Origin of the sequence: Halosimplex litoreum, assembly GCF_016065055.1 — an archaeon.
GTDB lineage: Archaea > Halobacteriota > Halobacteria > Halobacteriales > Haloarculaceae > Halosimplex > Halosimplex litoreum.
Genome location: NZ_CP065856.1, coordinates 2,359,892 through 2,380,927 on the forward strand (window position 1 = coordinate 2,359,892; position 21,036 = coordinate 2,380,927).

Below are 21,036 nucleotides of genomic sequence, written 5' to 3' on the forward strand. Positions count from 1 at the left end.
TCAGTCGGCGAACTCCTGGTGGACTGGGTCGCGGCCGACCGCGGTGCGGCCGGCGTCGGCGGCGAGGCCGAGCATCCCCTTCAGCGCGTCGCGCCGGACCCAGAACAGCGCCGCTCCGATCACGACGTAGGCGACGGCGTAGCCGATCAGCAACTCCTCGCTGGAGACCGGGATCGGCGCCAGGTCCTGGATGATGGCGAACTCAAGCAACACCTGCGAGATGAAGAGGACGAAGATCGAAAGCGCCTCGCGGACGCTGATCTCGAAGTCGACCAGCACGGCGAGCGCGAAGAAGCTCTGGGCGGCGGTGATCCAGATCTCGGCGGACTGTTTCGAGTCGAACGGGAGGACGCCGTACCCGCCGTAGGCCAGCGAGAACACCAGCGAGAGCGTCCCGATGAGCAGCGTCCACTGGTTGAGCTTCGAGGAGATCAGCGCGTTGAACCCGGCGGTCGAGCGGGCCTTGTTCACGAGGACGACCACGACGATGAGTTCGGGCGATTCGCTCGCCAGCGGCGCGATCCACTGGATCATGAAGAACTCGGGGATACCGAAGTCCTGGCCCAGCACCTCCAGGCCGTGGGCGAACGGTTCGACGGCCGTGAAGATCATCAGGCCGGAGTAGCCAAAGAGCGTGAGTACGGCCAGCGGGCGCCACGGCAGCGACCACGACTGGAAGTACTGGGGGACGCCGACGTGTTCCTCCTCGGCGTCCACGTCGCCGCGGATGATGACGACGATGTAGGTGAGATACAGGCCGACCAGCAGGGCTGTGTCGAGCGCGTCGATGCCGCCGCCCAGCGGGACGAAGAAGGCCCAGACGGTCGCCAGGAAGAGGAAGCCGACCTCGGTGGCGATGCCGCGGTCGAGCGTGACGACGTCGGCCAGCCACCCCTCGCGGGCCCGAACCGCGGGGTCGTTGGTCTGGCGCGCGCGGCGGACGGTGAAGACGGCGATGCCGGCCCAGCCGAGCCCGATGAGGATGCGGTTGGCACCGGTCATGTTCGCGACCGCGAGGTTGGCGCTCTCGCAGGCTTCGACGAGTCGCTCGGTCGCTCCGGGTCCTGCCGGACAGGCCGCCGTCGTCGCGCCGCCGGCCCCGGCGTTCCAGGCGTACAGCGCGTCGACGGCGTACTCGGGCGCGACCGCGAGGATGGCGAGGACGGCGATCGCGAACGCTCGCGGCACGTCTTTCTCGGCGGTCTCTGCGCCCCAGGCCAGCAGGAACGAGGCGCCCAGCACGGCGACCCCGGTGACGGCGACCTCGGTGAGAGTGCCGAAGTGGACCGGCGTCGCCCGGACGACGTCCCACCTGACGAGGAGATTGAACAGCCGCGTGGCCGTCCAGGGGACCGTCAGGGCGACGGCGTAGGCGACCTGGGCGAGCGGGTGACGGAGTCGGCTCACTACCGAGGGCACACCGTGTCCGTATGAAATAGTTGCGAATCCGGCGCGTTCGGTCGCTCGCGGAACAGATCCGTTATGTCGGCGGCCACGGTGGTGCCGATATGGACGTCTACGGACTCATCGGCAACCCGGTCGGCCACTCGCTGTCGCCCCCGATGCACGAGGCGGGCTACGAGGCGCTCGGCCTCGACGCCCGCTACGTCACGTTCGAACCGCCGGTCGAGGGCGCTGGCGCGGCGATCGAGGGCGCCGCGGATCTGGGCGTCGCCGGCCTCAACGTCACGATCCCGTTCAAACAGGACGCGCTGGCGGCCGTCGAGCCCGACCCGCTCGCTCGCCGTATCGGCGCGGTCAACACCGTCGACTTCTCCGGGGAGCGGCCGACGGGCCACAACACCGACGCCGTCGGCGCTACGCGGGCGCTCCGGGCCCACGACGTGAACCTGTCTGGGACGGCCGTCGTCGTCGGCGCCGGCGGTGCCGGCCGCGCGGTCGCGTTCGGCCTCGCCGACGAGGGGATGACCGTCCGGATCGCCAACCGAACCGAGGCGAAAGCGGACGCCCTCGCGGCCGACGTCCGCGGCGACGGGAGCGAGTCGGACGAGGCGGGGGGCGACGCGACGGGGCACGGGCTCGACGATCTGCCGGCGTTGCTGGCCGACGCGGACGTACTGGTCAACGCGACGAGCGTCGGGATGGAGGAAGACGCGACGCCGGTCCCGGCCGACGCGCTCCACGCGGGCCTGGGCGTGCTCGACGCGGTGTACCGGCCGCTGGAGACGCGACTGCTGTCCGACGCCGCCGCCGCGGGCGCGACGACCGTCGACGGCGCCTGGATGCTCCTGTATCAGGGCGTCGCGGCGTTCGAGCGCTGGACCGGCCGCGAGGCACCGGTCGAGGCGATGAACGAGGCGCTCCGCGACCGGCTCTGAGGCGGGTGCCGCCGCGGTCTCGACCGGACCGACGACCGGGCGACCGGCGCTCCGGGAACCGGGCCAGCGGTCGGCGCGGGACCGCTCCTGTCCGCGGGGAGCACGCAGAAAGACGTTAAGTGATGGGGTCCGCTATTGCTCCCTATGGGGCTCATCGAGCGTATCAAGTCTGCACTCGGGCTGGGCGCGTCTTCCTCGACTTCTCAGCCCGCGGCGTCCTCCACCGACGGCCCGTCGCCGGGTGACGACCCGGGGGCGGCCGGCGACGGCGCGTCCGACGACGGCGTCGACGTGACCGTCGAGCACGAACCCGCGACCGCCAGCGAAGACGCGGTCAAGGGGACCGACACCGCGACCGACAGCGGACCGCCGACCGCGACCGACTCGACCACCGACTCCGAGATCGATGCCGCGGCCGAAACGGGGGACGCGGCCAGCGACGAGGGCGACGGTACCGAAGTCGACGAATCCGAGGCCGACGAGTCTGCGTCGGGGGGCGCACCGACCGACCCGGCCCCGGACGCCGAACTCGAGGATATCAAGGGGATCGGGCCGACCTACGCCGAGCGCCTGCGTGAAGCCGGCGTCGACGGCGTCGGCGGTCTCGCCGAGGCCGACCCCGCGGCGCTCTCCGAAGAGACGGACATCGCCGAGTCGCGCGTCGAGAACTGGGTCGAGCAAGCGAAACTCTACTGACCGTTCTCCTTGCGGGGACCGAAAACCGGTTACCCTCCCCGTCCCTCTCACGACGTGATGACGACGCCGAGGGTCGCGACCGACCGGACTGCCTTCGAGCGCGCCGCGTCCGACGCGCCGGCCGGCGCCCGCGTCCCCGTCGAGGTCCGCGTGGCCGTCGCCGACCCCTTCGACGCCTACCGCCGCGCCCGCCACGGCCCCGGCGGCTTCCACCTCGAAACCACGGGCGGCCAGTCCGGGTGGGGCTACTTCGGCGTCGACCCGGTCGACCGCGTCACCGTCTCCGCCGAGGCAGCGGCCGGCGCCCCCGTCGGCGAGTCGCCGAGCGTCGACGCCCTGGTCGACCGACTCGCCGCCGAGTCGCTCGTCCGCGGCGACTGCGACGTGCCCTACCCCTGCGGCGCGGTCGGCTGGCTCTCCTACGACGTCGCCCGCGAACTGGAGGCGCTCCCCGAGTCCGCCGACCGCGACCGCGAGCTGCCGCGCCTCCAGCTGGGCGTCTACGACCGGATGGCCGCCTGGGAGGAACCCCGCGGAGGCGAGGAGACGACGCTGCGGATCACGGCCTGTCCCCGGGTCGACGGCGAGGGCGGCGCTGTGGCCGATGCTGGCGGCGCCGACGCCCTCGGTGACGCCTACGACCGCGGCCGCGAACGGGCGCTCGACCTCGCCCGCGCCGCCGTCGAGGGCGATCCCGAGGTCGGGGACCCACCGGTCGAGACCGACGAGGCCCGCTTCGAGAGCGACTGCGGCCGCGACGCGTTCGCCGACCGCGTGCGCCGGGTCAAGGCGTACGTCCGCGACGGCGACACCTTCCAGGCGAACGTCTCCCAGCGGCTCACCGCGCCGGCGGCGGTCCACCCGGTCGCCGCCTTCGACGCGCTCCGGACCGTGAATCCGGCCCCGTACTCGGCCCTGCTCGAGTTCCCCGGCGTCGACCTGGTGAGCGCGAGTCCGGAACTGCTCCTCCACAGGGAGGGCGACCACCTCCTCACCGAGCCCATCGCCGGCACGCGACCGCGCGGCGAGACGCCCGAGGAGGACGACTTTCTGGCCGAGGACCTGACGAGCGACGAGAAAGAACGGGCCGAACACGCGATGTTGGTCGACCTCGAACGCAACGACCTGGGGAAGGTCAGCCAGTACGGCTCCGTCGAGGTCAGCGAGTACCGCCGCGTCGACCGCTACTCGGAGGTGATGCACCTCGTCTCCCTGGTCGAGGGCCGGCTCAGGTCCGAACGCGACCTGGGCGACGCCGTCGCGGCGGTGTTCCCCGGCGGGACCATCACCGGCGCGCCCAAGCCCCGGACCATGGAGATCATCGACGAGGTCGAGGCCACCCGAAGAGGTCCCTATACGGGCTCTATCGGGATATTCGGGTTCGACGGCCGGGCGACGCTGAACATCGTCATCCGGACGCTCGTACGCTACGGCGAGGAGTACCACCTCCGCGTGGGGGCGGGGGTCGTCCACGACTCGGTGCCCGACCGGGAGTTCGAGGAGACGCTCGACAAGGGTCGCGCGCTCGTGACCGCCGTCGACGAGGCGCTGGGTGACCGCGCCGCCTTCACCGTGGGGGACCATGACTGAGCCGTCCGCCCCGGGCGTCGGGAGCGTCCCGTCCGTCGACCCCGACACCGGCGCCCCCGCCGACGACGACCGCCTCGCCGCCGACGCCACCGCGGCCGACCGCGTCGAGGGGATGACCGTCCTCGTCGTCGACAACTACGACTCGTTCGCCTACAACCTCGTCCAGTACGTCGGGGAAGTGGTCACGACGACCGACTGGCTCCCCGAGGTCGCCGACGGCGAGGTGGTCGTCCGCCGCAACGACGCGGTCGATATCCCGGGGATACGCGAGATCGACCCCGACGCGATCGTGGTCTCCCCGGGTCCGGGGACGCCCCAGGAGGCCGGCGTCTCGATGCCGGTCTTCCGGGAGCTGTCGTATCCGACCCTCGGCGTCTGCCTCGGTCACCAGGCGCTGTGTGCGGTCGCCGGCGCGCCCGTCGGCCACGCCGAGGCGGTCGTCCACGGCAAGCCCTCGACGATCGACCACGACGGTCGCGGGGTCTTCCGGGCGCTTCCCGACCGCTTCGAGGTCGGCCGCTACCACTCGCTGGCCGTCGAACGGGCGGACCTACCCGACGTGCTCGAAGAGTCCGCCCACACCGCCGAAGAGGACGACGTGGTGATGGGCGTGCGCCACCGCGAGCGTCCCCACGTCGGCGTCCAGTTCCACCCCGAGAGCATCCTCACCGAACACGGCAAACGGATGGTCGAGACGTTCTGCCGGATGGCGCTGGAGGGGTCGCTGTGAGCGACGACTCCTCGGACGCCGCCCTCACCTACCACGTGAACGGCGACCTCGTCCCCGCAGACGAAGCGACCGTCTCCGTCCGCGATCGGGGGTTCATGTACGGCGACGGCGCCTTCGAGACGTTGCGGATCTACGGCGGCGCCCCCTTCGAGTGGGCCGCTCACCGCGACCGCCTCCACAGGACCGCCCAGACGCTCGGGTTCGCCGACGCCGTCCCCGAAGACCTGCGCGAGCGAGTCGACGCGACGCTGGCCGCCAACGATCTCGACGAGGCCTACTGCAAGGTGTCGGTGACCCGTGGCGTCCAACCGGGGAAACTCACGCCCGACACCGACGTGGACCCGACGGTCGTCGTCTACGTCGCGCCGCTGGGACGGGGCGGCGTCGAGGGCTCGCCCGTCTGGGACGAGCCGGCGACGGTCCAGACCGTCCGAACTCGGCGGCCGCCCGCCGAGTCGCTGCCAGCCGACGCGAAGACGCACAACTACCTCCCCGGGATCCTCGCTCGCCTCGAACTTCGACGGGCGGCCACCGACGACTTTTCGGCAGACGAGGCGGTGATGCGAACGACCGACGGCCTCCTCGCCGAGGGCGCGACGAGCAACCTCTTTTTCGTCGACAGCGGGACGCTGAAGACGCCCAGCGAGGACGTGCCGATCCTCCCCGGCGTGACGCGGTCGGTCGCGATCGAACTGGCCGAGTCCGAGGGGTTCTCGGTCCGGACGGGGAAATACACGCTCGACGACCTGCGCGACGCCGACGAGGTCTTTTGCACCAACTCAACCTGGGAGATCCGACCCGTCACCAGCGTCGACGGCATCGACGTGCGCGTCGGTCCGATGACGCGGCTGCTCTCGCGGCTGTTCGACGAGCGCGTCGAGCGCGCCCACTACGGCGGCGTCGACGGCGAAGGCGCTGAAGGCGAGAGCGGCGGCGAGGGCGCGTAGCCGGCTACGACCGCTCCTCGACGGGTTCGTCGGTCCGCTCGACGCCCTCGATATCGAGGATCAGGTCCGGGCCGAACGCGCCCGCCGGCGTCTGAAAGCCGGTCGGCGCCTCGCCGGCGACGACGCGTTCGGCGATTTCCGCGGCCGTCAGTTTCGTCAGTCGGTAGGTTTCGGGCGCGACGAGCCGCGAGACCGCTCGCTCGCCGTCGTCGGTCTCGGCCTCCCCCCAAACGTGGCTCGTCCCCTCCCTCCGCACGCGCTCGTCGGGACCGTCGACGCGCGCGTCGACCAGCGACTCCAGCAGCGACCGGACCGGGCCGGCACCGGCCAGGGGCCCGAGAATACTGCCGAGCCGGGCCGCTCGCGGGACCCACGACGGGACGGCGGTGTAGACCGCGATATCGCCGACCCCGGTCGTCCGGTAGGCCGTGGACACGTCGCCCCACGGGACCGCCATCGCGGTCCGCTCCCCGCGGCCGAAGTCGATCCGGCGCGTCTCGCCCCCGATGGAGCTCGACTCGATGCGACCGTTCCGCCGGACGGCCCCGCTCCCGCCGAGCGCGCGGACGGCCGTCTTCGCCGTCCCCGGCGAGATCCCGCCGGCCGCCTCGAACCCCAGCGCGAGCCGGTCGGCGTCGGGGAGTCGCTCGACGAGGTGCGCCGCCAGGCAGTCCGTCGGGACGACGTCGAACCCGACGCCCGGGAGGACCGTGACCCCCTCGTCGTCTGCCCGCTCGTCCTCGGCTGCGAGCCGCTCGAACACCTCGATCTCGCCGGTGATGTCGAGGTAGTCCGTGCCGGTCCGGAGACAGCCCTCGACCATCGGGTCGGCGGTCTCGACGAACGGCCCGGCGCAGTTGAGAACCGCCTCGACCGCTTCCAGCGCCAGATCCAGCAGTCGCGGCTCGTCGAGGGCGAACACGCGCTCCTCGCAGCCCCGTCGGATCGCCTGGTTCTCGACGGCGTTGCGGTCTCGGCCGGCGACGACCACGTCGAGGCCGCGGTCGGTCGCCTCCTCGACGATCAACCGCCCGGTGTAGCCGTAGGACCCGTAGACGAGCAGGTCTGCCATACCTCCGAGTTCGCCGGAGACTCTGAAAAGGGTAGGGGTCGGCGGTACGTGACGGGACCTATATCACCGCCCGGCCGCTACAGTGAGGCGATGGGTCACCACACGTTCCCGGCCGAGGAGGCCGACCGACTGGAAGACGCCGCGCGCCGGTATCGTAGCTGTTCGGCGGAGGAACTGCTCTGGGCGCTCGACCCCGCCCCCGACGACGCGGTCGTCGACCTGGGGAGCGGGACGGGCTTTTTCACCGACGACGTCGCGCCCCACGCCGGGACGGTCTACGCCCTCGACGTGCAGGAAGCGATGCACGACCGCTATCGGGAGAAGGGCGTCCCCGAGAACGTCGAACTCGTCACGAGCGGCGCCGACGAGCTACCGTTCGACGACGACGCGCTGGACGGCGCGTTTTCGACGATGACCTACCACGAACTCCCCGCCGAGACGGTCGGCGAACTCGCACGCGTCCTACGACCGGGCGGCCGGGTCACGATCGTCGACTGGACCGCCGAGGGGGCGGGCGAACGCGGTCCGCCCGTCGACGAACGCTACGACGCCGACCACGCCGCCGCCGCGTTCGAGGCGGCCGGCTTCTCCGTCGACTTCCGGGCGACCCGTTCGGACACCTTCCTGTTCGTCGCGACGCTGGATGGAGAGTGACGGCGGGATTGGACTGACGCCCCGTCAGCCCAGGTTCTCGCGGACCTCGGCCTTGACCTCGTCGGCGTAGGCGTCGGCGAGCCTGGTGGGTTCGGGGAGCTTGTAGCCGTCGGCGCAGGCGAGCACCACGTCGGCGGCGGTGTCGGCACTCACGCGGTGACCGGGGCTGACGATCAGGGGGTTGACGTACCGGTCGGAGTTCTCGAACTGTCGGGTCTGGACGGCGTCGCCGATGCGAGTCCCGGGCTCGGCGGTCTCTACGTCCGCGTCGGCCTCGATGGCGACGCGGGAACCCCGGGGGAGCTTCCGGTCGAGCGATTCGCGAGGCGTGCCACAGAGCAGATTCTTGGCGACGCCCACCGTCGGCAGGTCGAGGGTGACGCCGACGTGGGTCGCGATGCCGGCCTCGCGGAAGTGGATGCGCCCGCTGCCGTCGACGAGGGCGACGTCGGGCTCGCGGGAGAGGGCGTCGAACGCCGAGAGGATCGCCGTCCCCTCCCGGAAGCTCAGCAGCCCCGGGATGTACGGGATCGCGACGGGTTCGACGGCGTAGACGCGCTCGACCACCGCGCCGCCGCGCAGGCAGACGACGGCGCTGACGGCGTGGTCGTCGACGAACGCCTGGTCGACGCCGGCGACCAGCGGCGGCTCGCCGGTCGCGTCTGCGGCTCCGTCCCCGCTGTCGGTCGCGTCGGCGAGGCTGGTCTGTGCGTCGTCGGTGACGGTGTCGTCGTCCCTATCGCCGCCACAGACGGTCGCGGCGTCGAACGGAAGATCGTCTTCGAAGACGGACGTCTCGGCTATCTCTCGCTGGAGGGTCTCCATGTCCCCCCGCGAGAGCGAGGCGTCGGGGACGAACTCGGAGCGGACGATCTTCACGGAAAGACCACCGTCAGAACGGGCCGCGGCCGCCGGGACCGCCGGGGCCACCCGGACCGCCGGGGCCGCGGCCGCCGGCGCCGAACTGTAACTGGTCGGGGACGCGACGCCGGCCCTTGACGTGCTGGCCGTACAGCAGGCCGATCCCGAGCCCGAGGAGGTGGGCGAGCTGTGCGGTGCCGCCGGCGCCGATGCCGGTCGAAAGGATCTGGAAGACGGTGTAGCCGGTGTAGCCGACGGTCAGCAGCCACAGCGGCACCGGGAGCAGGAAGTACAGGTACACCGTGAGGTTGGGGTTGAGAACGGTGAGCACGGCCATGATGGCCAGCCCCGCGCCGCTGGCGCCGATGACGCCGGCGACACCAGGGCCCGGCGCGGGGATCCCGCCGTACTGGTAGATCTGGAAACCCACCTGACCGAGGCCGGCGAGCGCGCCGCTGCCGAGGAAGAGGAGGGTGAAATCGCGCGACCCGACGTAGTCCTCGACGATCCGGCCGAAGAAGAATATCACGATGCTGTTGATGGCGATGTGGCCGAAGCCGCCGTGGGCGAAGATGGAGGTGAACCACGTCCAGACGTACTCGGGGTGGGCCGGTGAGAGTACGAAGATCGGTTCGACGAGTTCCGGCGCGATCAGGTCGACCACCAGTTGCAGGAAGAACGTGACCCACATGAGCCCGAGGAAGGCGTAGGTCATGTTCCCGCGGAAGTAGCCCAGCGGGCCGCCGGGACCGGTGTCGATCCCGAGGCGGTCGCTCAGGCCGCCGCCGCCGGAGTCGTCGGCGACGCTGTCGTCGAAGCCGCTATCGAAGACCCCGCCGGGGTCGTCCCAGCTGTCCAGCCCCGGACAGCCGTGGTTCTCGGGGAGGCGGTGTTCAGCACAGTAGGTGCCGCCGCAGTGGCGACACTGGTACGGCATGTTCTCCTGCTTGCCGCACTCGTCGCACCTCGACATTACCCGGTCTTGGAAGGGTACCGGCAAAGGGATTGTGTTTGGCCACCCCTACCGACGGCCCAACCGGGACGCCTGGCTCGGCCGGTCACCGTCGAGAGCCGCCTTGCGACCGACCCGGCCGACGCGCCCGGCCGTCGAACCGACCTGACCGCCCGCGACTCGCGGTGGCGTCCCGAACCCTTCGCTCCACGCGGACCGCCTGTAGAACGCCTGATACTCGGCGACAGTTGGTCGGCACCCACGCACTTACATAGGATCGCCGCATCAGATCACGGCGTGAACGAGACGAGCACCGAGCCGCGGGTCCTCATCGTCGACGACGAAGCGGAGGTCGCCGACGTCTACGCGCTGCGCCTCCGCGACGAGTACGACACCGAGACGGCCTACGGAGGCGAGGAGGCGCTCGAAGCCGTCGACGAGGCCGTCGACGTCGTCCTGCTCGACCGCCGCATGCCGAAAGTATCGGGTGACGACGTGCTGTCGACGATCCGCGACCGCGGACTCGATACGCGAGTCGTCATGATCACCGCGGTCGACCCGGACTTCGACATCGTCGACATGCCCTTCGACGACTACCTCTGCAAACCCGTCCAGAAAGAAGACCTGGTCGCGGCTATCGAACAGCAGCTCACCGCCGGCCGTTACGACGACCGACTCACCGAGTACCTGGAAGTCACCTCCAAGATCGCCCTCCTCGAAGCCGAGAAGACCGAGGCCGAACTCGACGATAGCGAGGAGGTCGCCCGACTGCGCGACCGCGCCGCGTCGATCCAGGCCGAGATGGACGAGGCGCTCGCCGAGTTCGACGACTTCCAGGCCGCGTTCAACGAGATCAGCCGCCACGCGGAGTGACCGACGCTTTTCCGAGCCGTTCGGACGTCCGCGACCGCCCGGTGAACGCTTCGAGCGCGAACTGGGGTCGCTCGACCGCGAACCCGAGATCGCTCGACCGCGTTCAGCAGACGTCGACGGTTACGAACACGTCGTTTCGGCGGGTGATCTCCACGCCGACGCCGACCTCGTCGGCGTTCGGGTAGCTCAGTCGCGGTCGGTACGTCGAGGTGTTCCACCACGAGTCGACGATCGCGCGAGCCACCGCGCTCTCGTCGCCGTTGAACCGACGGGTCCCGTTGTTGCGGTAGGGCTCGCCGGCGATCGTCCGCCCGACGGCTTCGAGGGCGTTGTCGTCGGCGGTCCGGAGCGTGTTGCCGTCCGGTGACGACCAGCCACAGCGGTCGTAGAGTTCGTAGTCACGGTAGCGCTCGGCGCTGGTCACGCCGTCGACTCTGTGGATCGCCTCGCCCTGGTCGGCCATCTGGACGCTGTGGCCCCGGGCCATCTCGGTGAGTCGGTCGGCCCCCTGGCCCTCGACGCGCAGCGGATCGAGCCCCGCGCTCGCCCGGCGGTCGTTGATGTACTCGCCGACGAGGCGTTCGATCTCCCGTTCGTCGAACGCGTCGGCCGGCAGGTCGGTGAGCGCGGGCGTCGCGGTCGGCGTGGGCGTCGGTGTCGGTGTCGGCGTGAGCGTCGGGTACGGCGTCGGCGTCTCGGTCCCCGCCACCCCCGTCGTGGTTCCCACTGCCGTCCCCGCCGCAGTCGGTTCCAGCGTCGGCAAGTCGGTCGCGTCGACCGCGGTCGCCGTCGAAGGATCCCCCGTCACCGGCGCGTTCGGCTGGCTCAAGGCGGCGCCGACGAGCACCGCGACGACGACCAGCACGACCGCGCCGCCCCCCGCCACCAGCAGCGTCGGCTTGTTCACGTCTACGTCCACCATAGTCGGGAATCTGTACGCCCGCCAATAACTGTTGTGTCCACGAGCCGAACGCGAGTGGTCCCCTTCCCCTGCCTCCCGACGCGCCCGCGAGCACGACTCGGCCTCAGTCGTCGGCCGAGGCGGGGCCGTCGAGCGCCCGTCGCACCCCGAGCGCGACCGTCTCCGGCGTCGCCCGCGCGGCGGCGTCGACCGTCGGGGAATCGCGCTCGGGGGACCCTCCCGCGCGTGGTCGGCCCGGCGAGCCGGCGTCTCTGTCCCCGTCGCCGCCGAGTACGGTCGTCGCGCTCGCGTCGTCGGCAGCGACGCGAACGACCGGCTCCCGGCCGCGGACGAGCGACCGGAGCGCGTCGGGCAACGGACCGACCGCGACGATCGCGTCGGCCGCCGCCAGGTGGTCGCGAGCGGCCGCCTCGGTCTCGACGTCGAGCCCGCCGAAGGGGGGTGCAGTCACCACCTCGGCGGCGAGTTGCCGGGCCGTCTCGGCGGCCACGTCACCGTCTGGAAGCGCGCCGACGGTCACAGTCGTGCCTGCGGTCACCAGCGTCGAGACGACTCGGGCGGTGGCCGCGCCGGTGCCGACGACGTGGACCCGCAGGTCCGACTCCCCCGGGTTCGGAAGCGGTGTCACGGCCGGCGTCCCCGTCACCGGGTTCGCCAGGACGGCGGCGTCGGTGTCGAAGGCGGCCCCCACGGTCTCGGCGGTCAGCACCTCGCTGGGCGGACCGACCGCCAGCAGGTCGCCGTCGGCGAGGACGGCCAGCCGGTCACAGAAGCGGGCCGCGAGATCCAGGTCGTGGATCGCCGCCAGCGCCGCCGTCCCCTCGCCGTCGACCAGGTCGGCGACGAGTTCGAGCGTCCGGACCTGGTGGTTCACGTCGAGGCTCGCCGTCGGCTCGTCGAGCACCAGGGCGGGCGTCTCCTGGGCGAGCGCGCGGGCGAGGACGACCCGCTGGCGCTCGCCGCCGCTGAGCGAAGCGACCGACCGGTCGCGAAAGCGCGCGGTCTCGGTCCGTTCGAGCGCGCGGTCGACCGCCTCGGCCGCGTCGGGGTCGCCGCCGAACCGCCCGTGATACGGCGTCCGTCCCATCTCGACGATATCCTCGACGGAGAAGTCGAAGGCGACCGTCGTGTCCTGGGGGACCGTCGCGACCAGCCGACTCGCCGCTCGCGAGGACAGGTCCGCGACGGTCTCGCCGCCGACGCGGACCCGGCCCGACTCGGGTTCGAGGACCCCGTTGATCGCCCGCAACAGCGTAGTCTTCCCGGCGCCGTTCGGCCCGACGAGGCCGACGAACTCGCCCGGTTCGACGAACAGCGACATCTCGGAGAGGACCGACAGGTCGCCGTAGGACAGCGACAGGTCCTCGACCGCGATCAAGGGGCCGCCGGACCCGCTCGCACGGTCGGCGTCGGTCGCGGAAGTCCCGTCGGACTCACCGCCGTCGCCGAGAAGTCCGTCGAGCGCGGACAGCGCGTCGGTCGCGACGTCGGGCGTCACAGCGAGTGCACCTCCCGGGTTCGGAGGAGATAGAGGAAGAAGGGTGCACCGAGCGCGGCGGTGACGATGCCGACGGGGACCTCGACGCTCCCCGAGCGGGCGACGGTGTCGGTCGCGACCAGGAAGGCGCCGCCGGCGACGGCGCTCGTCGGCAGCAAGATCCGGTGGTCGGGGCCGACGAGCAGCCGCATGATGTGAGGGACGACGAGGCCGACGAAGCCGATCGAGCCGGCGACGGCGACGGCCGCGGCGGTGGCGACGCTGGAGACCGCCAGCAGGATTCGCTTGGTGCGCTCGACCTCGATGCCGAGCGTGTGGGCGTCGGTCTCGCCGAGCAGGAGGACGTTCAGGTCGCGACCGTAGGCGAGCAGGACGGCGAAACAGCCCGCGGCGACGGGGACGGTCACCGCCACGTCCGTCCAGGCGGCGTTGCGGAGCAGCCCCCCCATCAGCCAGTACAGCGCCTGTTCGAGGCTCTCACCGGCCCGCAGGAGGAGATAGGAGACGACCGCGCCCAGCAGCGTCTGGATCGCGACGCCCGCGAGCAGGAGCGTCGCAGTGGGCGTCCGTCCGCCCTCGGTGGCGACGAGGTAGACGACGAACGCGCTGACGACGGCGCCGACGAAGGCGGCGGTCTGGAGGGCGTAGGGCCCCGAAAAAGAGAGGGCGATGGTCGCGACGGCGCCGACGGCGGCGCCCGAGGAGACGCCGATGATGGAGGGGTCGGCCATCGGGTTGCGGAAGAAGCCCTGCATCACGGTGCCGGCGGCGGCCAGGGCGAACCCGACCGTCGCCGCCAGCGCGATCCGCGGCAGGCGGATCCGTCGGACGATCGTCTCGCTCGTCGCCTCGACCGGGAACGAGAACAGGTAGGTGTAGGAGACCTCGGGAACGGGCACCGTCGCCGAGGCGCCGAACAGCGCGACGGTCCCGCTGCCGACGCCCAGCCCCGTCGGGACGCCGACGGCGTTGAGCGCCGCTCTCGCGACCGTCGGCAGCGGGACGCTGACCGGACCGACGGTGGCGCTGACGAGCGCGACGGCCACCAGCAGGCCGGTCAGCCCCGCCGACCACCCCGCGGTCCGCGTCCGGACTGCCATGTTGGAATCAAGTCTGGTTGCAGTAGGTAAATATTTATTGCAAAGGGCCGCACGCCCGGACGCCAATGAGAGACGCGACGGCAGTCGTCGGTGCGGCGCTGGTCGTGCTGGCGGCGGTGGGCGCGGTGCCCGCCGCGGCCGGTGCCGGCGCGCCAGCGAGTGCGTCGGATACGGGAGCGGGTGCGGCGAGCGCGGGTGCGCTCGCGGACACCCACTGCACGTACCCGATGACCGTCACCGACGCGACGGGAACGGAGGTACGGATCGACGAGGACCCCGACCGACTCGCCGCGCTCGCACCGAGCGCCGCCCAGATCCTCTGGAGTATCGGCGCGGACGACGAGACGGTCGCGATCCCACAGGACTACTACGTCGACTATCTGAACGACACCGAGGGCAAGACCGACGTGGTCAACGACGACGGCTCGATCGTCACCGAGGCGGTCGTCGGCGCCCAGCCCGACCTGGTGCTCGCACCGAACGTCGTCCCCAACGAGACCGTCGAGACGCTGCGCTCCAGCGGCCTGACGGTCTACAAGTTCGACGCGGCGTCGGACCTCGAAGACGTGGCAGCCAAGATCGAGCTGTTCGGCCAGCTCACCGGCAACTACGAGGCCGCGGGGCAGACGAGCGCCGAGATGCGCGGGCAGGTCCAGGCGGTCCGTGACGCCGTGAGCGGCGAGGACAACCCCCGGGTGTTCTTCTCGCTCGGCGCCGGGTACACCGCCGGCGAGGATACGTTCGTCGGCCAGATCGTCGCCGCGGCGGGCGGCGACAACGTCGCCGCCGGCGAGATCGACACCTCCAACGGCTACGGCACGCTCAGCAGCGAGGTCGTCACCCAGAACGACCCCGAGTGGATAATCCAGAACGGCCAGTTCGGCACCGTTCCGAACACCGCGGCGTTCAACGGGACCACGGCGGTCCAGGAGGGCAACGTCGTCCGCGTGAACCGGAACTTCATGACCCAGAACGGCCCGAAGAACGTCCAGGCGCTGAAGACGATCGCGCAGGCGCTCCACCCCGAGGCCTACGAAGCCGTCGACTTCTCGGCCGTGGAGACGCCCCAGCCCGCGACGTGTTCGACACCGACGCCGACCGCGACGCCGACCCCGGCCCCGCCGACGGACAGCACGCCCGAGAGCGAGGGCGCGATGGACACCGACGGGACCGCGACCGCGACGACGATGGACACCGACGGGACCGCGACCCCGACCGCCGAGTCCGAGAACGGCGCGGGGTCGCCCGTCGGAACGACCACCAGCGGCGACGGCCCCGGCTTCGGCGCGGCGACGGCGCTCGTCGCCCTGCTCGCGGGCGCGCTCGTCGCTCGGCGTGATCGGTAAGAACGTACCTGAACTCTGATTTTTTCGGCGAGAGTGCGCGAGTACTGCGACGACTCTGCGCAACCGCGACCGCAGACAGCGCGAACTACCGGGGCGACAGCTCGCGAGCCACTGCGACCGCAGACTGCGTGAAAGCCCCGGCCGTCTTCGGTCGAGGGTAGCGAGGGACCGAAGATCCCTCGGACAGTCGGGCGACTCCGCCGCCCGACGATCTCGCTGCGCGTTTCGCTCCCTGCGGTCGCTCCAGTGCTTATTCCGAGAGAGCAAGCTCTCTCGACGTTCGCCTCACTACGTTCGGCTCACCGTCGCCCGTCTTCCCGAAGACGGCCGCCCGTTTCATTCCCGCCCGCGCAGACTGTCCGGCCAGCCGATACGGGTGGGAATGAAAGGGGCGACGCGCTCGACGAACCCCGGTGAAGTAAGCACCGCAGGGAGTGGAACGACCGAGGAGCGTGGTTCGAAAGACGCCGCCGGCGTCTTTCGTCATCACGAGAGAGCTTCGTTCTCTCGAACGACAGCGAACCGCGGGAGTCGAGCGCGTCGGGGCTTTCACGCTGTTCGCGGTGGTGAAATCGCCATCGGCTGCGGTCGAGCACGTCGCTCCCGAAACCGCTCCGAGCGATCGACACCGCACGTCCCATCGCGGCGACCGGAAAGACCCTTACGTAGCCCGGTTCTCAAGTGCGCGTATGGTCGAGAACGTCATCTGGCCGGCGGCGCTCGACGCCTCCTGCACGCGCAGCGAGGGGCGTCGGGTAGCGAAGGACCTCGCCGTGTCGGAGCCGACGGTCGACGAGATCGCACAGGCCGTCCAGCAGGTGGGCTACGACGCCGTCATCGAGCGCGACATGACCTACCCCCGCGAGTACGAACCCCGCGGGCGCGTCCTCGTCAAGGACGCCGACGACGCGAGCAAGAGCGACCTGCTGGGCGCTGTCGCCGCGTATCTCGGCGTCATCCGGGAGTGAGTTCCGTGGAGGGTCCACGGTGAAACGCGTCGGCGAGGTCGTCCGGATCGCCCAGCACCTCGCGGTCGTCCGCGCCCCCGACGCCGACCACGTCGACATCGGCACGCCCGTCGTCGACGAGAACCTCGACGACCTGGGGCGGGTCGTCGACGTGTTCGGGCCGGTCGAACGACCGTACCTGGCGGTCACGACCGACGACGACGTCCATCTCCCGGCGCTGGTCGGGTCGGCGCTGTACGCGCGCTGAGCGGACCGTCCGGTGGACGAACCGTGGACCGAGACACGTCGACGGAAGGGCAGAAAACCGTTCTGGCGCGAAAAAGGCCGTTTAGAGGCTGTTCAGGCGCTCGGGGACCCCATCTCCGTGGGTTCCTCGCGGGTCATCATGCCGCCGATGGCGCCGCCGAGCGTGGCCGGGATGGCGCCGAGGGCGATGAGCACGAGCGCGGCGAGCGCGAAGCCGACGGTCGCGAAGACGCCGCCGAGCGACAGCGTGACGACGGAGGTCACGAGGCCGAGCACGGTCAGCGCCGCGAGGACGACGATGGAGCCGATGGTGCCGGCGAGGAACCCGTTCCAGGCGCCGTTGGCGACGCCGGTGTGAGCGAGGTACCCCGCCATGAACCCACCGATGACCGCGCCGAGGGCGGTCCCGAACACCGCGAGCGGTCCGACGAATGCACCGACGAGGCCCAGCACGATGATGGTGATGAAGCCGGCTCCGACGGCGCGCCAGTTAGTTGCTACCATAGTGTCTAGAGAATGGCGTGGAGAGGCAATAAACGGGTATTGACCGTTGCTGTGGGATACGTGCCGATATTCGAGAGATGCTGAACAGTTCAGTACGGGCGACGGTTCCCCGAGCGTCCGGGAGGCCGAAACCGCGCTCGTTCGAGCGTCGCGCGCGGCCGCCCTGCCGCTGTCGCCACACTGCTTACACGGCTCCGGCCACAACGGGGGACGGATGCGACTCGTTTCGAACGGGCGCGGCGTCGGCGTCACGGAAGCGATCCACGAGCTGGCGGCGTGGCCGGTCGTCCTCGTGTTCGGGCTGGTCACCCAGCTCGGTGACGGCTGGTTCCTGTTCGTCCTCGGCGGCGCGCTGTTGGTCGCCGGCGAGGAGTTCCCGGTTCTGGGGGTCGACCGACGGCGCGCGGTGTTCGTCTTGGCCCTCGCGCTGACGTACGTCGCCGTCGTCGGGGCGCTCAAGGGCTACTTCGGGCTCGACCGGCCGCCCGGCGCGACCGAGCCGCCGGCGCTGGTACGGTCGCCGGCGCTGTCGTGGGTCCCGGGAGCGCTGTCGGCGCTGCTGGAGCGCGCCACGACGGCCGAGGGGCCGGGGTTCCCGAGCGGTCACGCGCTCGGGACGACGATGGTCTGGGGTGGGCTGGCGCTGGTCGTCGACCGGGGGACGGCCCGTCAGCGCGCGGCCGGTGCCGTCGCGATAATCGGGCTCGTCTCGCTCTCGCGGCTCGTCCTGGGCGTCCACTACCTCGTCGACGTGGTCGCGGGCGTCGCGGTCGGCCTGGTCCTGCTCGGTGCGCTGTACCGGTTGGCCGACGGGGGAACCGAGCCCGGACGGGTCCTCGGAGTCGCGGTCGCGACGGGGATCGCGGGGCTGTTCACCGGAGTCACGTTCGACAGCGTGGCGGCGACCGGCGGCGCCGTCGGCGGCTGGGTCGTCTGGCGGGCGGTCGCCGATTCGACGCCGGCTCACCCGACGAACAGCGGGGAGATCGTCGCGGGGTTCGCCGTCCTCGCGGGTGCTGGAGCCCTGTTCGCCGCGCTCGAAGCGGTCGAGCCGTCGCTCCCGGTCGCGTTCGTCGGGGCCACGCTGGCGGTCGGCGGCGCCGTCGGCGCGCCGCTTTTGGGCGAGCGCGCGGTGTGAGATTGCGTAACTCTCAAACGCGTCGTGACCGAGGTGTCGGCATGGATCAGCGGTCGCGCGCGTACGTCGCTTCGGGGGCCATCGTCGGCATCTTCCTGCTCGTCCAGCTCGGGGCGCTCGCGCTGGTCGGCCCGTTCCAGTCGGCCGGCTACCAGGCGACCGCCGACCCCCAGGACCCGACGAACAGCCTCGTCTACGTCGCCTTCATCCTCGTGATGACCGGCGTGATGCTGGCGATCATCCGCTTCGGCGTCGACTGGCTGCTCCGGCTCCTCCTTGTGGGGACCGGCGCCTACGTCGGCCTGTTCGTCTTCCGGGTGCTCGTTCCACCCGTTCTGACGATACCCGTCGGCGGCGTCCCGCTCAACGCCGTCGCCTGGGCCGGTGGACTCCTCCTCGGGGTCGCGCTGTGGGTTCACCCGGAGTGGTACGTCATCGACGCCGCAGGGGTCGTGATGGGCGCCGGGGCGGCCGCCCTGTTCGGCATCAGCTTCGGCGTCCTCCCGGCGCTCGTCCTGCTGACCGTGCTCGCCGTCTACGACGCGATCAGCGTCTACGGCACCGAACACATGCTGACGCTGGCCTCCGGCGTGATGAAACTCAAGGTCCCGATCGTCCTCGTGGTCCCGCTGTCGCTGTCGTACTCCTACCTCGACGCCGGGACGCCCGCCGCGGTCAGCGAGGAGGGAGACGGCGACGAGCCAGCGACGCCGGCTGCCAACGGCGGTGAGTCGGCCGAGCCGTCGGCGGTAGACGAGTCCACTGCGGACGCCGATGCGGCCGGAGGCGTCGACGAGGAGATCGAACTCGACCGCGAGGCGCTGTTCATCGGGCTCGGCGACGCCGTGATCCCGACGGTGCTGGTCGCGAGCGCGGCCTTCTTCGCGCCCGCGACGGTCCCGACCGTCGACCTGCTGGTGGTCTCGGCGGCGCTCCCGGCGCTGACCGCCATGGTCGGGACGACCGCCGGGCTCGTCGTCCTGCTGTGGATGGTCCTGAAAGGTCGCGCTCACGCCGGCCTCCCGCTGCTCAACGGCGGCACTATCGCCGGCTACCTCCTCGGCGCCGTCGCCAGCGGGCTCTCGCTGGCCCAGGCGACCGGCGTCACTCCATACCTGTGAGGCCAAACGTCGATCCCCGAACGGTCGGTAATTTCCGTCCAAACCGATCTATAGTGTGCAAGTCTGCCGAAATGGGGGAGATATATACAGAATATTAGGGTGTTCGGTGACGTATGTCCACAACGTTTTAGAGGGTGTGTGAGACGATATCAGATAGGATGAGCAAGAGCGAACCGTCGACCCCGGCGACTCCGAAGTGATCGGCCGCGCCGCGACTCAGCTTCCGCGCCGGGAGCGACCGCGGGTGTCCCCACTGCGGCGACGTGGCGCTGGCGTTCGACCCGAGCGCGGACCGCGCCCGGTGTCGGAGTTGCGGCGAGACCGCCTGACCGGCATCCGCCGCGGGCATCGGTGACCGACCGCCCGACCGCGTCGGTCGCCGACTGACCCGTCGGACCGTCCGGCCGTCCGTGCTGTCTACTCCTCGAACGCACGGCTCGCGGGCAGGAACTCGACTTCCCGACCCAGCCCGGCGTCGACGGCCTTCTGGTAGAGCACGTGGGCGGCGGCGACGGTCTCGATGGCGGTGCCGCCGCTGTCGAACAGCGTCACTTCGTCCTCGTGTGTGCGGCCCGGTTCGACGCCGGCGACGACCTCGCCGAGTTCGGCGTGGACGTGGTCGTCGCCGATCGCGCCCGCCTCGCGGGCGAGCAGGAAGGCGCCGGCGTCGCGCTCGACCCGGTCGCGCAGATCCGGCACGTACGTGGCCCGGGCGACGGTCTCGCTGTCCACCTCGCGCTTCTCCGGGTCGTACTGTCCCATACAGGTGACGTGGGCGCCGTCGGGCAGGTGCTCGCCGTCGAACACGGGCTCGGAGGCGGTCGTGGCGGTGATCACCACGTCCGCGTCGACGACCGCCTCGGTGCTCGAATCGACGGCGCGGACCGTGGGGTCGAGTTCCGCGTCCATCGCCTCTGCGAACGACTCCCGGTTCTCGGGCGACGGCGAAAAGACGCGGACGGTCTCGAAGTCGCGGACGGTGACGGCCGCGCGGAGCTGGCCGCGGGCCTGCGAGCCGCTGCCGATCACGGCGAGGTCGGTCGCGTCTCCCCGGGCGAGGGCGTCGATACCGACCGCACCGGTCGCGCCCGTCTTGAACGGGTTGAGGCTGGCGCCGTCGAAGACAGCCAGCGGCGCGCCGGTGTCGGCGTCGAACAGCGGGAGGACGAAGTGGGCGTCGCCCGACCCGAAGCCGCCGGTGTACATGTAGCCGCCCATCGCCCCGGTCTCGGGCAGGATAGCGCTGTAGCCGGTGAGCATCCCCGGCGGGTCGCCGCCGGTGAGTCGGGTGCGCGGGCGGGCCGGTGCCCCCTCGCCGCGCTCGCGGTACCCCTCGCGGACCGCGTCGACGTACTCCTCGGCCGTCGCGAGCCCGCTCACGTCGTCGCTGGTCAGGAACAGCGCCGTGTCGTCCGTCATAGCTCACGGTAGGGTTAGCGACGGCTTATGGATGTGGGAACGCGAAGGAGCGGGGAGAAA

20 protein-coding genes and 1 pseudogene are annotated in these 21,036 nt (G+C 71.1%); 12 read left to right on the forward strand and 9 right to left on the reverse strand.

What is annotated here, in order from left to right:
* Positions 1-1,332 carry a sodium:calcium antiporter gene (locus I7X12_RS11735; protein ID WP_394355629.1) on the reverse strand — a complete coding sequence of 444 codons (1,332 nt, stop codon included), beginning with the start codon at positions 1,330-1,332 and terminating at the stop codon, positions 1-3.
* Positions 1,333-1,508: 176 nt separating this feature from the next.
* Here I7X12_RS11735 and I7X12_RS11740 point away from each other — a divergent pair, with 176 nt between their 5' ends.
* The 5 genes from I7X12_RS11740 (at position 1,509) to I7X12_RS11760 (ending at position 6,302) form a co-directional block, all read left to right on the forward strand.
* Positions 1,509-2,339 carry a shikimate dehydrogenase gene (locus I7X12_RS11740; RefSeq protein WP_198060269.1) on the forward strand — a complete coding sequence of 277 codons (831 nt, stop codon included), beginning with the start codon at positions 1,509-1,511 and terminating at the stop codon, positions 2,337-2,339.
* A 144-nt stretch (positions 2,340-2,483) separates the two neighbouring features.
* Entirely contained in the window at positions 2,484-3,035 is a 552-nt protein-coding gene (locus tag I7X12_RS11745) for a helix-hairpin-helix domain-containing protein (RefSeq protein WP_198060270.1), read from the forward strand.
* Positions 3,036-3,092: 57 nt separating this feature from the next.
* A complete protein-coding gene (gene pabB, locus I7X12_RS11750) occupies positions 3,093-4,625 on the forward strand; it encodes an aminodeoxychorismate synthase, component I (protein ID WP_198060271.1) in 1,533 nt (510 codons plus the stop codon).
* Positions 4,618-5,355, forward strand: a complete 738-nt coding sequence (locus I7X12_RS11755) for an anthranilate synthase component II (RefSeq protein WP_394355605.1) — start codon at positions 4,618-4,620, stop codon at positions 5,353-5,355. The genes pabB and I7X12_RS11755 overlap by 8 nt, the downstream gene beginning before the upstream one ends.
* Positions 5,352-6,302, forward strand: a complete 951-nt coding sequence (locus I7X12_RS11760) for an aminotransferase class IV (RefSeq protein ID WP_198060272.1) — start codon at positions 5,352-5,354, stop codon at positions 6,300-6,302. Before I7X12_RS11755 ends, I7X12_RS11760 begins: the two co-directional genes overlap by 4 nt.
* Positions 6,303-6,306: 4 nt before the next feature.
* On the opposite strand, the gene I7X12_RS11765 is transcribed toward I7X12_RS11760, so the two are convergent.
* Positions 6,307-7,374 (reverse strand): saccharopine dehydrogenase family protein, encoded by a 1,068-nt coding sequence (locus I7X12_RS11765; RefSeq protein WP_198060273.1) that lies wholly within the window; start codon positions 7,372-7,374, stop codon positions 6,307-6,309.
* A 90-nt stretch (positions 7,375-7,464) separates the two neighbouring features.
* Here I7X12_RS11765 and I7X12_RS11770 point away from each other — a divergent pair, with 90 nt between their 5' ends.
* The gene (locus tag I7X12_RS11770; protein ID WP_198060274.1) at positions 7,465-8,028 is read left to right on the forward strand and encodes a class I SAM-dependent methyltransferase; all 564 of its coding nucleotides are present in this window, start codon (positions 7,465-7,467) and stop codon (positions 8,026-8,028) included.
* Positions 8,029-8,052: 24 nt separating this feature from the next.
* Here I7X12_RS11770 and I7X12_RS11775 read toward each other — a convergent pair whose 3' ends face one another.
* Both I7X12_RS11775 and I7X12_RS11780 read right to left on the reverse strand, forming a co-directional pair.
* Entirely contained in the window at positions 8,053-8,907 is an 855-nt protein-coding gene (locus tag I7X12_RS11775; RefSeq protein WP_232342807.1) for an endonuclease V, read from the reverse strand.
* A gap of 13 nt (positions 8,908-8,920) precedes the next feature.
* Positions 8,921-9,862 (reverse strand): rhomboid family intramembrane serine protease, encoded by a 942-nt coding sequence (locus I7X12_RS11780; protein WP_198060275.1) that lies wholly within the window; start codon positions 9,860-9,862, stop codon positions 8,921-8,923.
* A gap of 276 nt (positions 9,863-10,138) precedes the next feature.
* On the opposite strand from I7X12_RS11780, the gene I7X12_RS11785 reads away from it, so the two are divergent.
* Positions 10,139-10,714 carry a response regulator gene (locus tag I7X12_RS11785; RefSeq protein ID WP_198060276.1) on the forward strand — a complete coding sequence of 192 codons (576 nt, stop codon included), beginning with the start codon at positions 10,139-10,141 and terminating at the stop codon, positions 10,712-10,714.
* Positions 10,715-10,817: 103 nt separating this feature from the next.
* Here the strand turns inward: I7X12_RS11785 and I7X12_RS11790 are convergent, their stop codons facing one another.
* The 3 genes and pseudogenes from I7X12_RS11790 to btuC all read right to left on the reverse strand — a co-directional run bounded on the left by I7X12_RS11790 (position 10,818) and on the right by btuC (position 14,234).
* Positions 10,818-11,636, reverse strand: a complete 819-nt coding sequence (locus I7X12_RS11790; RefSeq protein ID WP_198060277.1) for a CAP domain-containing protein — start codon at positions 11,634-11,636, stop codon at positions 10,818-10,820.
* Between the two features lie 103 nt (positions 11,637-11,739).
* Positions 11,740-12,954 (reverse strand): annotated as a pseudogene (locus I7X12_RS11795) (ATP-binding cassette domain-containing protein); the annotation flags it as partial.
* A gap of 176 nt (positions 12,955-13,130) precedes the next feature.
* Positions 13,131-14,234, reverse strand: coding sequence for a vitamin B12 ABC transporter permease BtuC (gene btuC / locus I7X12_RS11800; protein WP_198060279.1), 1,104 nt, complete (start codon positions 14,232-14,234; stop codon positions 13,131-13,133).
* A 65-nt stretch (positions 14,235-14,299) separates the two neighbouring features.
* Here btuC and I7X12_RS11805 point away from each other — a divergent pair, with 65 nt between their 5' ends.
* The 3 genes from I7X12_RS11805 to I7X12_RS11815 all read left to right on the forward strand — a co-directional run bounded on the left by I7X12_RS11805 (position 14,300) and on the right by I7X12_RS11815 (position 16,795).
* A complete protein-coding gene (locus I7X12_RS11805) occupies positions 14,300-15,580 on the forward strand; it encodes a PGF-CTERM-anchored ABC transporter substrate-binding protein (protein ID WP_198060280.1) in 1,281 nt (426 codons plus the stop codon).
* A 689-nt stretch (positions 15,581-16,269) separates the two neighbouring features.
* Entirely contained in the window at positions 16,270-16,548 is a 279-nt protein-coding gene (srp19, locus tag I7X12_RS11810) for a signal recognition particle subunit SRP19 (protein ID WP_198060281.1), read from the forward strand.
* 19 nt (positions 16,549-16,567) lie between these two features.
* Positions 16,568-16,795, forward strand: coding sequence for an H/ACA ribonucleoprotein complex subunit GAR1 (locus I7X12_RS11815; RefSeq protein ID WP_198060282.1), 228 nt, complete (start codon positions 16,568-16,570; stop codon positions 16,793-16,795).
* 92 nt (positions 16,796-16,887) lie between these two features.
* Here I7X12_RS11815 and I7X12_RS11820 read toward each other — a convergent pair whose 3' ends face one another.
* Positions 16,888-17,298, reverse strand: coding sequence for a DUF5518 domain-containing protein (locus tag I7X12_RS11820; protein ID WP_198060283.1), 411 nt, complete (start codon positions 17,296-17,298; stop codon positions 16,888-16,890).
* A 214-nt stretch (positions 17,299-17,512) separates the two neighbouring features.
* Here I7X12_RS11820 and I7X12_RS11825 point away from each other — a divergent pair, with 214 nt between their 5' ends.
* Together I7X12_RS11825 and I7X12_RS11830 are read left to right on the forward strand one after the other, a co-directional pair.
* Positions 17,513-18,436: a phosphatase PAP2 family protein gene (locus I7X12_RS11825; RefSeq protein WP_198060284.1), complete on the forward strand. Its 924-nt coding sequence runs from the start codon at positions 17,513-17,515 to the stop codon at positions 18,434-18,436.
* Between the two features lie 41 nt (positions 18,437-18,477).
* Positions 18,478-19,557 carry a presenilin family intramembrane aspartyl protease PSH gene (locus tag I7X12_RS11830; protein WP_198060285.1) on the forward strand — a complete coding sequence of 360 codons (1,080 nt, stop codon included), beginning with the start codon at positions 18,478-18,480 and terminating at the stop codon, positions 19,555-19,557.
* Positions 19,558-19,974: 417 nt separating this feature from the next.
* Here I7X12_RS11830 and I7X12_RS11835 read toward each other — a convergent pair whose 3' ends face one another.
* Positions 19,975-20,976, reverse strand: a complete 1,002-nt coding sequence (locus tag I7X12_RS11835; RefSeq protein ID WP_198060286.1) for an ornithine cyclodeaminase family protein — start codon at positions 20,974-20,976, stop codon at positions 19,975-19,977.
* Between the last annotated feature and the right edge of the window lie 60 nt (positions 20,977-21,036).

What these genes read in the sequence shown, in the direction of transcription:
- I7X12_RS11740 (WP_198060269.1), top strand. Translation starts at nt 1,509, where the DNA reads ATGGACGTCTACGGACTCATCGGCAACCCGGTCGGCCACTCGCTGTCG.
- I7X12_RS11745 (WP_198060270.1), top strand. Translation starts at nt 2,484, where the DNA reads ATGGGGCTCATCGAGCGTATCAAGTCTGCACTCGGGCTGGGCGCGTCT.
- pabB (WP_198060271.1), top strand. Translation starts at nt 3,093, where the DNA reads ATGACGACGCCGAGGGTCGCGACCGACCGGACTGCCTTCGAGCGCGCC.
- I7X12_RS11755 (WP_394355605.1), top strand. Translation starts at nt 4,618, where the DNA reads ATGACTGAGCCGTCCGCCCCGGGCGTCGGGAGCGTCCCGTCCGTCGAC.
- I7X12_RS11765 (WP_198060273.1), bottom strand. Translation starts at nt 7,374, where the DNA reads ATGGCAGACCTGCTCGTCTACGGGTCCTACGGCTACACCGGGCGGTTG.
- I7X12_RS11770 (WP_198060274.1), top strand. Translation starts at nt 7,465, where the DNA reads ATGGGTCACCACACGTTCCCGGCCGAGGAGGCCGACCGACTGGAAGAC.
- I7X12_RS11780 (WP_198060275.1), bottom strand. Translation starts at nt 9,862, where the DNA reads ATGTCGAGGTGCGACGAGTGCGGCAAGCAGGAGAACATGCCGTACCAG.
- I7X12_RS11790 (WP_198060277.1), bottom strand. Translation starts at nt 11,636, where the DNA reads ATGGTGGACGTAGACGTGAACAAGCCGACGCTGCTGGTGGCGGGGGGC.
- btuC (WP_198060279.1), bottom strand. Translation starts at nt 14,234, where the DNA reads ATGGCAGTCCGGACGCGGACCGCGGGGTGGTCGGCGGGGCTGACCGGC.
- I7X12_RS11805 (WP_198060280.1), top strand. Translation starts at nt 14,300, where the DNA reads ATGAGAGACGCGACGGCAGTCGTCGGTGCGGCGCTGGTCGTGCTGGCG.
- srp19 (WP_198060281.1), top strand. Translation starts at nt 16,270, where the DNA reads ATGGTCGAGAACGTCATCTGGCCGGCGGCGCTCGACGCCTCCTGCACG.
- I7X12_RS11820 (WP_198060283.1), bottom strand. Translation starts at nt 17,298, where the DNA reads ATGGTAGCAACTAACTGGCGCGCCGTCGGAGCCGGCTTCATCACCATC.
- I7X12_RS11825 (WP_198060284.1), top strand. Translation starts at nt 17,513, where the DNA reads ATGCGACTCGTTTCGAACGGGCGCGGCGTCGGCGTCACGGAAGCGATC.
- I7X12_RS11830 (WP_198060285.1), top strand. Translation starts at nt 18,478, where the DNA reads ATGGATCAGCGGTCGCGCGCGTACGTCGCTTCGGGGGCCATCGTCGGC.
- I7X12_RS11835 (WP_198060286.1), bottom strand. Translation starts at nt 20,976, where the DNA reads ATGACGGACGACACGGCGCTGTTCCTGACCAGCGACGACGTGAGCGGG.